At 40.2% G+C, this 14,112-nt stretch carries 12 protein-coding genes; 4 read left to right on the forward strand and 8 right to left on the reverse strand.

The window, feature by feature from the left end; genetic code table 11:
- Positions 1 to 128: 128 nt before the first annotated feature.
- Both BM386_RS03235 and BM386_RS03240 read right to left on the reverse strand, forming a co-directional pair.
- Complete coding sequence (locus BM386_RS03235) at positions 129 to 725, reverse strand: hypothetical protein (RefSeq protein WP_091691601.1); 597 nt, start codon at positions 723 to 725, stop codon at positions 129 to 131.
- Positions 726 to 924: 199 nt separating this feature from the next.
- Positions 925 to 1,392, reverse strand: a complete 468-nt coding sequence (locus tag BM386_RS03240; protein ID WP_091691602.1) for a PspC domain-containing protein — start codon at positions 1,390 to 1,392, stop codon at positions 925 to 927.
- Positions 1,393 to 1,536: 144 nt separating this feature from the next.
- Between BM386_RS03240 and BM386_RS03245 the strand changes: the two genes are divergently transcribed.
- The 3 genes from BM386_RS03245 (at position 1,537) to BM386_RS03255 (ending at position 5,953) form a co-directional block, all read left to right on the forward strand.
- Complete coding sequence (locus BM386_RS03245; RefSeq protein ID WP_091691603.1) at positions 1,537 to 3,324, forward strand: tetratricopeptide repeat-containing sensor histidine kinase; 1,788 nt, start codon at positions 1,537 to 1,539, stop codon at positions 3,322 to 3,324.
- Between the two features lie 2 nt (positions 3,325 to 3,326).
- Positions 3,327 to 4,076, forward strand: coding sequence for a LytR/AlgR family response regulator transcription factor (locus tag BM386_RS03250; protein ID WP_091691604.1), 750 nt, complete (start codon positions 3,327 to 3,329; stop codon positions 4,074 to 4,076).
- A 308-nt stretch (positions 4,077 to 4,384) separates the two neighbouring features.
- Entirely contained in the window at positions 4,385 to 5,953 is a 1,569-nt protein-coding gene (locus BM386_RS03255; protein WP_091691605.1) for a hypothetical protein, read from the forward strand.
- A gap of 40 nt (positions 5,954 to 5,993) precedes the next feature.
- Here BM386_RS03255 and BM386_RS03260 read toward each other — a convergent pair whose 3' ends face one another.
- Positions 5,994 to 8,318, reverse strand: a complete 2,325-nt coding sequence (locus BM386_RS03260; protein ID WP_244545447.1) for a DNA topoisomerase 3 — start codon at positions 8,316 to 8,318, stop codon at positions 5,994 to 5,996.
- A gap of 188 nt (positions 8,319 to 8,506) precedes the next feature.
- Between BM386_RS03260 and BM386_RS03265 the strand changes: the two genes are divergently transcribed.
- Positions 8,507 to 9,802 carry a serine hydrolase domain-containing protein gene (locus tag BM386_RS03265; protein ID WP_091691606.1) on the forward strand — a complete coding sequence of 432 codons (1,296 nt, stop codon included), beginning with the start codon at positions 8,507 to 8,509 and terminating at the stop codon, positions 9,800 to 9,802.
- A 154-nt stretch (positions 9,803 to 9,956) separates the two neighbouring features.
- Here BM386_RS03265 and BM386_RS03270 read toward each other — a convergent pair whose 3' ends face one another.
- From BM386_RS03270 to BM386_RS03290, 5 genes are all read right to left on the reverse strand, one after another.
- Positions 9,957 to 11,792 (reverse strand): alpha/beta hydrolase-fold protein, encoded by a 1,836-nt coding sequence (locus tag BM386_RS03270; RefSeq protein ID WP_091691607.1) that lies wholly within the window; start codon positions 11,790 to 11,792, stop codon positions 9,957 to 9,959.
- Positions 11,793 to 12,216: 424 nt separating this feature from the next.
- Entirely contained in the window at positions 12,217 to 12,624 is a 408-nt protein-coding gene (locus BM386_RS03275; RefSeq protein WP_091691608.1) for a helix-turn-helix domain-containing protein, read from the reverse strand.
- Positions 12,625 to 12,647: 23 nt separating this feature from the next.
- A complete protein-coding gene (locus tag BM386_RS03280; protein WP_091691609.1) occupies positions 12,648 to 12,953 on the reverse strand; it encodes a type II toxin-antitoxin system HigB family toxin in 306 nt (101 codons plus the stop codon).
- 113 nt (positions 12,954 to 13,066) lie between these two features.
- Positions 13,067 to 13,246, reverse strand: a complete 180-nt coding sequence (locus BM386_RS03285; protein WP_091691610.1) for a hypothetical protein — start codon at positions 13,244 to 13,246, stop codon at positions 13,067 to 13,069.
- A 3-nt stretch (positions 13,247 to 13,249) separates the two neighbouring features.
- Entirely contained in the window at positions 13,250 to 14,080 is an 831-nt protein-coding gene (locus tag BM386_RS03290; protein WP_091691611.1) for an alpha/beta hydrolase, read from the reverse strand.
- Between the last annotated feature and the right edge of the window lie 32 nt (positions 14,081 to 14,112).

Consider the following 14,112-nt stretch of genomic DNA (forward strand, 5'->3'; position numbering starts at 1 on the left):
ATAGGACTTAAAATTTCTTTGGCGGAAAAGTTTGATGAAAAAATGACTCCTGAGCTTATGGATTGGGTTTATTGGTCTCTGTCTTGTACTCAGTGTTTGTTACTTGTTTTTATTTGATTTTCTGCCAGTTATAATTCATTATTTCTTGGAACATAGAATTCCCCATCTGTGATCTGGACACTTCCATTCAGTATATTCTGTCCTGAACTGCTGTCATAAGATTTGCCTGTTCCAGAAAATGTGCCTTTCAATCCGCTGGCATCTATTTGGCTGAATTCTATAGTTACTTCATCCCAAATGGAGACTACAGCGCTGTTTTTAGTAGCAATGTAGTTTTTGCCATTTTCGTCATGATATCCAAAAAGAAAGGTATGGAGAGTGACCACATCTTCGGATGCCAAATTGGAATAAGTAATTCCTGTGGTAAAATCTTCTGTGTGACCCAAGTGAAAAACTACCTGGTTTTTGAGGGATTGATAGATGTTTTGGGTTCCAGAGAGCTGGATTATGTGCAGTTGGTTTACCCCATCATAATACTTTCCTCCGGTCAGGTTAATTTGAGTTTCAGGTTGATAGGGATACTCGACTAATTGACCTTCAATTTTGAACCGGAAGTAATAGATGGATTTTTCATTGTCTGTTGGATTTTCATCCCCGGAAGAACATCCTGACCAGATATAGATACTGCTTATCAGCGCGATTAGTACTACTAGTGATTTTTTCATGTGTTTATAATTTGATTTTTTAAGGCCATAACCTGTCCCGTGACAAAGGATACGGGATCGAATCTCGCAGTGAGTATAATCATGCCAGTGTGTGACTTTTTAGTCATGCCTGTCTGCCCCAGGCAGGCTCTATTTCATCTGTTTATACTTGTTTTTAAAAGTTGTGACTTGTTCCCATAGGATCTGGGTAGTATTGAGGTTAGGATTGATTTGAACTCCTGTTTTTTTCCAGAAAATAACCTATTGCTCCTCCTAGAAGGGCAAAAACTAAGATGGATAAAACGATATTTCCTGCCAATGACCAAGCATTTCCTACAAAGTCATGGTATTCTTCCATGATCTCAGGCAAAGCTGTGAGGTAGCCAAAAATGCCAGCACCTCCTCCCCAGTTCTGAACTAGTTCTGACTGAAAGTAGTAGCTCATAGGAATTCCAAATAATGCTCCTATCAGGGAATAGGTGAGGATTTTTCCTTTTTTTGAAACTAAGGCAAGGTATAAGATCAGGTAGATCAGCAGGCCGAATGGAATAAAAAACAGCGTGATGATTAGAAGGGCTAACCTAATGGCAACTGTAGAGATAGACAGCCTTTGCGAAAGCGCGGCACTTACTCCTAAGAGTATTCTATCAGGTTTGGAAATGTAAGTTTGAATCTTCTGAGCATCCATTTTCTTGGCTTTTTAATAAAAATACAGCGATGTGATGCTGTATGAAATAGCCAGTGATTCAATGAAGTACCTGAATTATTTATCGTAGAATGCTACTTATTTATTGAGCTTAAATGATAATTTAGATTGTCTTTTTGATCGAATATGCACGTTTACCTGAGCTTTTCTTTTCTGCTTTTTTTCTTTGGATATAATCATCAGGATGTTTTCAATTTTGGTGATTCCTTAGCTTTGGAGAGATCCCAGCTTTCTATCCTGGATTCTTCAAGGATCGATCAAAGAAATAATCTGGTCAAACGAAGTCTCTTTTCTAGCCCTTCTGATTCTAGCTTGATGGCAATGGCACAGGAGACACTAGACTTTTCTCAATTTATAAGCTATCAAAAAGGGGCTTTAATGGCCAATGAGTGCTTGGGTTTGATCTATCAATACAGTTTTTCTAATCCCTTCAGGGCGTTGGATTATTACTTTCAGGCGCTCTCTTTGGCAGAGCAAAATCCAACTTTAAATGACTATAAATGGGGGATACAGGGAAATATTGCGACTATTTATTATGAGCAAGAGGAGTATGAAAAGGCCTTGGATTTGTTTAGAGAGGTGGCGCTCAATAGTGAATCCTCGGCATTGACTGCCATTCTGAATATGGGGAATATTTTTGGGTCTATTCAGAAAAATGATTCGGCTATCTTCTATTTCAAAAAAGCTTTGAACTATAGTCAGATCCAGAATAATCCCGTTCAGCTGGCAAACCTTTACAGCAACCTCTCATTCATTTATGTTCAGGCCGGTCAGGTGGATGAGGCTATGGCAGCCGCGGAAAAAAGCTTAGCTCTGGTAGATTCTCTAGAAATCGATTTTGTCAGACCAACTGCTTACGCCAACGCTGCGATGGCTTTTCTTGGCAAAGAAAAGCTGGAAAAAGCAGAAATGATGGCACTGGAATCCCTAAAGTACAGCGAAGAACAGGGGAACCTTTTTGTCCAAAAATCGGCCTGGGGTACTTTGTCTGATATCTATACCGCACAAGGGAAATATAAAGAGAGTTTGGATGCATACCTTCAGTTTTCTCTTTTCAAAGACAGTCTCAACAACCAAAACCGTAGGGTTGAAATCAGCAGGAAACAGATGGCTTTTGATTTTGAGAAGGAGCGGACTCAGGCGAATGCTGAAATCCTAAGGCAACAGTTAGTTAATCAATACCTATTGATTCTTGGGGTTTTATCAGTGGTGTTATTGTTGACCGGTATTTACTTTTACAAAAGGCGAAGGGATGAACTGTCGGAGAAAAAGGATGCCGAGTTTAGAGCGCTGGTCTCTGAGACTGAATTAAAGGCACTACGCTCTCAAATGAACCCTCATTTTATCTTTAATTCTTTAAATTCAATCGGGGATTTTATTTTGAAAAACGATTCAGAAGCAGCTCAGGATTATCTTTCAAAATTCGGCAAATTAATGCGGATGGTACTTGAGAATTCAGGTCAAAATGAGATTTCACTAGCGGAAGATTTAGCATTTTTGGAGATGTATCTTCAGATAGAAAGTAAAAGAAAGCCGGGCATGTTTTCTTATACCATCCAAGTTCCTGACCATGTGGATACCGATGCTGTTTTGGTTCCTCCTATGCTTCTTCAGCCATTTATAGAGAACAGCATCTGGCATGCATTTACAGATCAAGGCAAAAAAGGAGAGCTAGTTATTAGCTTCAAAGTGAGCGAAGAAACGCTACTTTGCACAGTGGAGGATAATGGTGTAGGAAGAAAAAGTGAGCGCCCTTCCTTGGGTAAAAAATCAATGGGTGTAACCATCACCGAAAACAGGATAAAAATTCTCAATGAACGCGTAGGTTACCACGGAAAACTACAGATAATTGATAAACCGATGAATTCAGGGACCAGAGTAGAAATCACACTTCCATTACAGCTAGCCTTTTGACTATGGAAACCAAAGTAGCGATCGTAGAGGATGAGCAGCACTGCACAGATAGGATTCTTGCCTTTCTGGAGCCATTTGGTGATAGAGTAAAAACCGTTACTTATAACTCAGTGGCAGGTGCACTTGCTGGGGTGGAAGTAGAGCGCCCTGATATTCTGTTTTTGGATGTGATGATCGGAGAACAGACTGGTTTTGATCTCTTGTCAAAAGTCACCTTCTCTGATTTTTGTTTGATTTTCACTACTTCCTTCGAGCAATATGCGCTGGATGCATTCCGTTTTTCCGCGATAGATTTTTTGCTTAAACCTATAGACAGAGAGGACTTTACTAAGGCTATTCACAAAGCTTTTGAAAAATTGGATCAGAAGCAGATGAAAGAAAGAATAGAAGTGTTGATGAGCCATCTATCCAAAGTGCCTAGTGCCCGAAAAATCAGTTTGCCATCCAAAGACGGGTTTGTCTTTCTGGAGATTCAGGATATTCTAAGATGTGAGGCAGATGTGAATTACACCCATTTATTTACGATAGATGGGCAAAAGCATACCGTATCGCGTACGTTGAAATACTTTGAAGGATTGCTGGTGGACTTTGGTTTTTTCAGAATCCACAATTCCCACTTGATAAACATGCAATATGTGAAAGGTTACTCCAAAAGTGGATATCTGACTTTAGCCAATGATTTGAAGCTGGAAATCTCTGTGCGAAGAAAGGAAGCCTTTGCCAAAGCCTGCGAAGAGTTTCTTGAGAGGTAATTTCAACTTACCGGCAAAAAGTGGCAGCATCTATTAGCTTTGAAATGAAGTTGAAAGTACTGCTTCACTGCGGATTCCAGATTTAGCGATTGAGGTGATCCAGTATAAGAAATTGTTACTAATGCAGTGCTGGGTATGTTTTCCTATTGATTTATTTCCTTACTTACATTAATTATTTAGCTTTTTTACAGCTAAAGTCCTGATTGAAAGTGAATCAGGCAAGCGGATCTTAGCTGAGGTTGAGTGGCCTCGAAGTGGATTTTTTACCAATTAATTGTTTTAATACGCACATCATAAATCCTTTTGTCATGAAATTTATTTCCTCCTGCCTTCTTACTGTTTTAGCATTGGTTTGTCTTTTTACTTCCTGCCAGGAAAAAACCAATGATTCAACTGTTTCAGCTGAAAGTCCAGCATTTACCTATTCGTTGTCCATCGAAGCAGTAAATGATAATTATCTGGCTCCAGCATTACAGTCTTTTGCACATGCCACCCACAACGATGAGTGGTTGTTATTTGCTGGAAGAACAAACGGGAGTGATACCTTGGGGGGACTACACAACTTGAACGCGGATTATTCATTGGAGTCTTTCCCTCCTAAATCATTTAATCCTTTTATTTATACGTTCAGTCCAACAACGGGGAACCAGTCTTTCCTTAATTATGGGGATATGTTGAGCACTATTCGCTCAATGGCAGCTGGAGGTAATGGTGAGTCGGAAGAAATTCGGAAGATTTGTGAAAAAGTGGGAGATCTTCTGACTACCCACAGTGCTATTTTCATGTGTACAAATCCTCAAGTGGTGCAATCGGGGGATTATCTCTATCTAGTAGGAGGGTATGGACCGCCTGCTGGACAAACTCCAACAGCGAAAAACTACAGCACCTTTGATGAAATCGCCAAAATTAACGTTCCGCTTTTGATGAGAATTGTCAATGGAGAATGGAATCTTACAGTTCAGGAGTGGGGAGACCTGTTTCGCTTTGGTAACAATCCAACACTAAGGGCTACGGGTGGAGAATTGAAAAAGATAGATGACTTCTTCTATTTGGCAGCTGGACATAATTTTAATAATGACGAGCAGGTTTATTTGAACAGCGTTTATCAATTCAAATTTTCAGAAGATGTTAATTCACTGGTACTTAGTGCTACCGTGACAGATACTATTAGTGATATCACTCCTGCTGAATTGCTGAACAATCCGAAGAAAGCAGACAGCACTTCTGTTTTCAGAAGAAGAGATTTGCCCATTGTGCCTTCTCTTTATCTGGATACGCAAAACAAACTTGCACCTAACTTTGCGCTTTTCGGTGGAGTCTTCAAATACGGTGAGACATTGGCTGCCTGGAATGATGCCATTTACATTACTCCTGATGGGGCGGATAAATATTTTATCGACGCTGGGCATGACCAAATGAATTGTAATATTTACTCATGTCCTGATTTTTCTATCTATGATTCTCAATCCATGGAGCTTCATACCTTTTTACCGGGAGGTATAGGAAATGGGAAAGCAGACAATGACTTATCTGGATTTACGAATACTTTAGGCTATTCCAAGTTTAATCTCACTACCAAAGTAAGTTCCTTTGATACCCTTACTAACTTTTTTCCATCGACCTATTTTTATGGAGCTGAAGCGGTTTTTATCCCAACCAGCAATGCCAACTATCTGTCCATTACTAATGTCAAAACAGATGTAATCGATGCAGAAAGTACCTTTGAAAGCTCAGATCCGGTTCATATTGGCTATATCTATGGAGGAATCGAATCTTACGAAACATCTCCATCAACCTACGGCAGTGGTAAGTCTGGAGCCTCTAATAAAGTCTGGAAGGTCCTGGTTTCCCGAACTCAGGTTCCTGAAAAGAAATAGGAGGCCTTTTGAGTGTAATCGCTTAGACGACTTCTATTTGCTATCCCTTTAGCAAAGCCGTCACCAGTTCTACGGTTAAAGGTTTCTTGTTGGCTTTTGCCCGGAGGGTTTCAAAAGAGTACCTAAAATCGCACCCTTCCTTGTAGGCGCTGCATCCATAGGCAGTTTTACCGCGTATTATTGTTCCTTCTTTGCATATGGGACAGGGAATGACCGGTGGTGCCTTTGTAGAAGTAGATGAATTGGCTGTTTTCTTTTCTTCCAAAACGAGCTGAAAACTATCATCGAAACGTATTGAACCCTGTTTAATTCCTGCTTCCGTTTTAAATCCTTTTAAGTTGACTGTAGATCCTTTCTGGAGCAAGCGCAGGTACTGATTCTCTGAGATATTTTTTCCTTCGAAGGAAAAAGGAAGTAAGAAGTCGCATCCACTTTTGTAAGCGCTGCAACCGTAGCTAGCTTTACCTTTTAGCAGAGCTCCTTTCTTGCATTTTGGGCAAGCAAAACCAACTAACTTTGCTTCGGTGGTAGGTTGTTCTTTTTCAGGTACTTTGGCTTCAATGCTCTGAGAGATTCTAGCATGATTTTGCTCCGTTATTACTTCGTGAACCAAATGCCTCACCATATTCTTCATGTTGTTCACAAAAGAACCGGCGTGAAAATTCCCTTTTTCTATCTCTTTCAATTGTTTTTCCCACTGACCTGTCAGCTCTGCAGAGGTCAGCAGGTCATTCTTGATGATATCGATTAATTGTACTCCTGTCTCGGTTGGCAAAATCTGCTTTTTATTCCGTTCGATGTATTGCCGCCTGAAAAGTGTTTCAATAATATTCGCACGGGTAGAAGGTCGGCCAATGCCATTCTCTTTCATTAGCTCCCGCAACTCTTCATCGTCCACTTGTTTACCCGCAGTCTCCATGCCTCTCAGCAAAGTAGCTTCGGTGTAATGTTTAGGTGCTTTGGTTTCTTTCTCCAGAAAAGAAGGTTCATGAGGGCCTTTTTCTCCTTTTTTAAAGATCGGGAGCTCATCTTTCTCTTTTTTGTTTTTTCCGTCAGCAGTTTCAAAAACAATCCGCCAGCCTTTTTCCAAAATGACTTTTCCGGTTGTTTTAAACGGGACGGTATCTACTTTTCCTAAAACGGTCGTATTGTCCACCACACAATCCTCATAAAATACTGCAATGAACCGCCTTGCAATAATGTCATATACTTTTAGGTGGTTTCCATGCAAACTAGCTTGCACTCCAGTAGGAATGATGGCATGGTGATCGGTTACTTTTTTATCATTGAATACCTTTGGAGATTTTTTTAGTTTTTTACCCAAAATGGATTGAGTCAACACTTTGTAATTCGTCAATTTCTCCAATATTCCAGGTGCTTTGGGGTAAATGTCATTCGGTAAAAAAGTTGTATCCACTCTAGGGTAAGTGATTACTTTTTGTTCGTATAGTTGCTGTGCTATTTTTAGTGTTTCATCAGCAGAAAGTCCCAGTTTAGTATTGCAATACACCTGTAGCCCGGTAAGGTCAAAAAGCTTGGGAGCATATTCCCTTCCTTTTTTCTTCTCAATGGATACCACTTCAAAGTCATGTTCTTTTACAGTTTTGGCGAAAACTTCCCCATCTTCTTTCTTTAAAAACTTCCCTTCTTCACAATTAAATGTGGTCTCTCGATAGACCGTCTGTAATTCCCAATACGGTTGTGGCTGAAAATTTTGAATTTCTTTAAAGCGATTGACAATCATCGCCAAAGTAGGTGTTTGGACTCTACCGATGGACAGGACTTGTTTGTAACCCCCATGCTTCACGGTATATAAGCGCGTGGCGTTTATTCCTAGCAACCAGTCACCTATAGCCCTGGAATATCCCGCATAATACAGATTATCGTATTTAGCGGAAGGTTGCAGTTTCTCAAAACCTTCTTTGATCGCCTCTGTAGTCAGCGAGGATATCCATAAGCGTTTGACTTCCCCTTTATAAGCTGCCTGCTCTATTACCCATCGTTGGATCAGTTCTCCCTCTTGGCCTGCATCACCACAATTAATGACCAGCGTGGCTGTTTCAAATAGCTTTTTTACGATCTCGAATTGCTTCTTGATCCCAGGATTATTTACGACTTTGGTCTTGAACTTTTCGGGAAGCATAGGAAGGTGGCTAAGGCTCCAACTCTTCCAGTGGGGTTCGTAATCGTTTGGCTCCAATAAGGTACAAAAGTGTCCAAAAGTATAGGTTACACAATATCCATTTCCTTCATAGTAACCATCATGCCTGGAATTGGCTCCAAGAACAGAGGCAATTTCCCGGGCGACACTTGGTTTTTCGGCAATACAAACTATCATCTGTGGCAAAAATAGATAAAATAGCATAAGCTCTATGCCGGATATACTGTAAAGAGTTTTCCTAAAGGATATTTACGCTCTGGATCAATTTAAGGGATTGTCTGAATTGATTTGGCTACTCTTCTCTCACCAGTTTTAAGTCGGGAGACCGCTGGTAAAAAGAGCAGCTATTTTTCGAAGTTTTTTTGCCTAGTTTTGGAAAAATCCCCATCAGAATGAAAAAAATAGCGTTTTCGTTTTTCTTAATTTCTGCAGTGATCCAACTTGGATTTGCTCAACAAAAACTGATTCAAGCCTCTCCAGCTGCACTAGGATTTGATGAAGAATTTATCAACCATAAAGTGGATTCTATTATGGAAATGGGCATAGACAGCATGGCCTTTTCAGGGGCACAAGTTTTGGTAGCAAAGAACGATACGGTAATTTTTCACAAAGCCTATGGTTTTCATACGTATGATAAGATGCAAGCGGTAGCATTGAATGACTTGTATGATCTAGCTTCAGTGACCAAAATTGCCGGACCTTTACCAGCTTTGATGAAGTTGGTGGATAAGGGGAAGATTGATCTGGATGAACCATTTAGTACTTATTGGAAGCCTTGGAGAAACAGAAAAGATAAAAAAGACCTTACGCTTCGGGAGATTTTGGCACATCAGGCCGGTTTGGTTCCTTACATCGTATTTTTGGAAAAAGTGGTTAAGAAAAATGGCAAGGTCAAAAAGAGATTTGTACATCCTTTACCAGATAAACGATTTCAAGGGCAGGTATATGATGGGATTTATATCAACAATCGTTTTGAGCGGAAAATGAACCGAATTATTAACCGATCCGATGTTTCGGAAGAAAAGAAATACCTGTATTCGGGACTCACTTTTCTGATTTTCCCTAGTTTAATCGAACAATTGACAGGCACAGACTATCAAAGCTATTTGGAAATGAATTTCTACCAGCCAATAGGTAGTAATACGATGGGATATCTGCCTAAAGGGAAAAATTATGCTAACAACATTGTTCCCACGGAAGTAGATTCTCTATTTCGAAAAGCTCTCGTAAGCGGATGGGTACACGACGAAAATGCGGCACTAAAAGGAGGTGTTTCTGGGAATGCAGGCTTGTTTGCAACGGCAGATGACCTGGCCAAATTGATGCTCTTTTATCAAAATTATGGCAAGGTGGGTGGTCAGCAGCTTATTTCTTCAGAAACCGTAAGGGAATTTACGGAGGTACAATTTCGGGAAAACGACAATCGCCGTGGTCTGGGTTTTGACAAACCACTCTTGAACAATTCAGAGCTTTCTTTGGCGGATTCTTATCCTTCTCCTTTGGTAAGTCCTGAAAGTTTTGGACACTCCGGTTTTACGGGGACATTTGTTTGGGCAGATCCTGAAAATAAGCTCACATATGTATTTTTATCCAATAGGGTATATCCATCTAGAGCGCAACAAAAGTTGTATAGTTTGGGTATTCGGGAAGCTTTGCAACATGTTTTTTATCAGGCAGAAGGCAAGTAGATTCCGAAGGGCTGGTAAGTTCAAGGTTTTGAAAATTCCTCAAGTTCATGATTCTACAATACAAATCTCGAATAAAAGAAAAGCCTCCAAAACTTACATTACGCATGTTTTGGAGGCTACTTTGTCGAAGTTCTTGATGAAAAACCTCTTCGGTTTAATCCATGTTTTTCTTGTCCACAACCCAACCTTCTGATTTAGCCAATCCTTGAGAATTTCCTGTAAAAAGCTTTCCTGCTTCCTGATCTCCTTTCAATTGCCACTGATACCAGTTAAGGGCAACGCGTGCGAATTCTCCGCCATGTGGCTGTCCATAGGTGCCTCCATGTCCCACATCTAGATTGGCGACAAATACAGGAATATGATTAATGCGATTGAAATCATCCATACCATTTCCATAGGCAATGTCTGATTCTCCACCTAGCAAATAGAGGGTAGGTACTTTGATTCTTTGTAGTTGCTCCTTGTTGACTTGCGGCATTCCAGACATGCCGGCACCTGGATTGCCTAAAACACCACTATTGAATACGCCAACTGTGGTGATTCTCGGATCATCAGCAACTTCAATAGTCTGCAGGCCCCCGCAGGACATTCCACTCACAGCAATATTGGCGGTATCGATCTTTTGGTAATAAGGGCTGCTGGGATCATTATTTTGTGCAATGGCCCAGTCTATGGCATCCAAAAGTTTATGTGACTTAGAGCGAACATCGGTTTGTTTGGGCATGGTACCGATCGCCACAACTAGAAAACCATGGGAAGCTATTTCATTCAGGAAGTTGACATGCTCAAAGGGAGAATCGAAGCAAGCACCATTGCCCCAGGCGATCAGAGGTAGCTTTTGAGCTCCTCCAAAATCTTCGATGTTTTGTGGTCTAAAGATCGTGTGTGTCGGTAAACTACGCTCGGAAGTCATGACGGCAGGATACTGGCCCGTACCACCATTTTCAATAATTTCACTTACTGTACTGCTCTGAAAAACAAGATGTTCCGAAAAGAAAGGCAAAGCTTTGGTTTCTATGCGTTCTGCTATACGGTTGAGATGGTCACCTTCATAGCTTTCATAGAGGTGTTCGATTTGATAGGAGTCCAAAACCTCGTGCAATTTTTTGGTTGCAGCACTAATGCCTCGATCCTCTGTGCCTGCATCCATTCCTATGGCTTTTAACCTTTTTAGGTTGGGAATGTATTGATCGATAGTAGTGAGCGTTCGGCTTGCGATGATCTTATTGATAACATCCTGTCTGGGCGAGCCGTCTTTTGCAGGAAGATCTAGATAGAAGGGAGGGTTTTGGGGATTGGGAGCAAAAGCAGCCGAAGTAGCTAATGCCGCAATCTCGCCAAATGATGCATCCTGCAGTTGATCTGGAGTGATTTTCTCCAGTTTGGAAATCATCTCAGGGTTTGTCGATGCCCCTCCGTCCATACAACAGGGGCTTAGCGCGTAGATGACTGAGTAAACATCAGGATATTTCATCCCTAGACGAAGTGTGCCATAGCCGCCCATTGAATGCCCGGCAAGTCCTCTGCTGGCTTTGTTAGGCAGTGTTCTGTAGTTAGCGTCTATATAGCTCACTAGCTCTTTGGTGACAAAAGTTTCCCAGTCGCCTATCGTTGCGGAACTTGCATACATGCTTCCTTTAAACTTGTTAAAAGCATTGGGCATGACCACGATCATCTCTTTTGAACTTCCCGCTGAAAGGGACTTCTCGATCACGTTTTGCAGGTTGATCCAATGATCTTCCCATCCAAACCACTGGGAATCCGTGTCGGTAAAACCATGAAGCATATAGAGTACAGGGAAGTTTTTGTCAGGATCAGTTTGATAAGAAGGTGGGAGATAGACCGTCACGTCACGGTCTGCAGGGTCTCCAACTAGATTGCCCTCCAATGCTTTGCTGCGAATTTTGATTCGTTCTTTGGATCCTTGTTGAGCCTGTGCGACAGTCAGGCCAAGGCATAGGAGTAGGGTAATAAGAAAAGTTTTTTGCATAGGTTAATGGGTTTAGGTCTTTGGTAAAAATAGGTCAAACTTAGAAGTTGTACAACCGCATTGGCAATGATTGAAATTTACAGAGAGGCAATGGAGATTTCCTGAAGAAGATATCAGCCAATTGGCAGGGAAATGGGTTATCTCTGCGAATTGACAGTTCTATGGTTAGTACTTGACTGTTTACCCTAGTTATACTTTGATCGTAGGAGAGCTGGTTTCCTTTGAGTTAGGAGATGTTAGGAGGAGGGTGGATAATTACGGGATTACTTTCCGATGCAGAAAGTGCAGCTATTTGTTTGTCAGTATGTTAACATGATTTCGGTACAAATACGGTACAAAAATTCCATTTGATTTCATTTTATAGGCTTATTTCAACAAAAAATAGAACCTTTCAAGGAAGGTTAGTTCTTATATTTGATCCAAATCAGGCATATCTGCCTTTTTGATTTACTCTTTCTTGCTTTCCATCTAATAGATAAGGTTGAATCAGAACTTCCAGAGGCAAACCTAACAAATCAGCAAGGTTTCTGATCATATCGATTGTCAGAGCTCTTTTTCGATTCAATACAAGGCTAACAGTTGTTTTGCTTCCAATAGCTGGTATAAGGTCTTTGTCCTTAAAGCCTTTTCTGTCCATAGTTTCTTTAATGGCCTCAATGGGATCTGGTAAAGCAATAGGGTAGTGCTCTTTTTCGTATTTTTCAATCAACGTAACCAACAACTCGGCTTCCATGCCTTCAGGACTATCCGGATCTGCCCCAAATATGTTTGAAAGTCTTGCTATAGACTTTTCATATTCCTTTTCAGTAGTAATTGTTTTCTCCCACTTCATGATTACGATTTTATTTACAATTTTTAAAATAAATCTACAGTAGATACATCCACTTTGTCATATTCTGAATGCGTACCGATAAATTTGATAAACACCCATTGTCTCAGGTAACATATCTGAACGATCAGTCGGTATTTATTCCTTGCAATGTTAAACACAACTCGATTGTTTTTTACAGGATCAGCATCAGGAAAATCACCAAGAATATCTAATGACTTTTTCCAGTCGGCATGTTTGGTAACTGCTATCCAGGTTTCTATACTAGATTTGGAATCTGGATGCTTTTGGTAAAACTGAACGAGATTTTTGATTGAAATAATGTTTTTCAAAGCAAGTTGTTTTAATCAACGTTTAAAGATGTTAAAAAGTTTTCAATCTGAAAACAAATTAGATGATTGATTTAAAGGTTTATGAAATGGGATTTTATCTGCAGCGTAAAAATTCAAGGTTCATTAGGTGGATTGATGGTGTAATTCCTTTCTTCATAAACTACAGCCAAATCCGAAAGCCTATTCAGTTCTACAAATCCCTCTGATTCTGAATTCTCTATGTTCTCAGGATTTGCAAGCAATTCTTCTATTCTCGCAAGAGTTGCGTCATATTCTTTTTCAGTAGTTATCATGACTCAGATATTTTCTATGAATGAATTGATTTGCTCCACATACCAGGCACCAAACCCTATATTTTCGGCATCAAGTTGAAAGCCTGTAAGGTGATCACCCTCATATTCTACGACCTTACAAGTTTGGCCAAGTGTTTCTTGGAGTTTCAAGGCATCTTGGTGAGTAGTGATTTTATCGTTGGAAGCTTTCAAAATTAAAACTGGAAGTTTAATGCATTGAATTGCTTTTTCGTAAACACTGGATTTTTCGGGAAGCAGCAACACTTTGTCAAGCTCTTTATACCGATCTATTATGGTTGAAGTGTCTGTCACGAAACCTTCTCCGATGATAAAATCAATTTTTCTTTTTATAGCTGGGTAGGCACGGGAAGCTATTGTAGTCCCCATCGACATTCCCCAAATGCCAATTTGTTTATCCTTGAATTTCTTTGAAATGTCACCAACCACAGCTTCAAGGTCTAACGCAAACTCAGTGTAGTAGAGATATTCACGCTGAATTTCAAAATCGTCACTTTTGCCAAATCCCCTGTAATCAAATGTAACTACTGTGTAACCTTCATTGGCGAGAATTGCAGCGTAGTAAACAAAGTATGACATATTTCCTGCATCAGGATACGCTAAAATAATGACCGTGTCTTTTTTGTTTTCAGTGTTCGCCTCATAGATCCAAGTGTTCAATTTGTAATTATCCTTAGTCGTGATTTTTAACTGTTCGTAGTTCCACGACACAGAGTCCGGTGTCATAAAGTATTCGCGATCTGGATTAATAGCAAAGACATAATTGAATGCTAAAAGAAAAATTATAGAAGTAAGGACTAACGCTGTTTTTTTCATGTACCCTCCATGTTTAGTTTGTGTTTCCCCTT

It is taken from the genome of Algoriphagus locisalis (assembly GCF_900116615.1).
GTDB classification, from domain to species: domain Bacteria; phylum Bacteroidota; class Bacteroidia; order Cytophagales; family Cyclobacteriaceae; genus Algoriphagus; species Algoriphagus locisalis.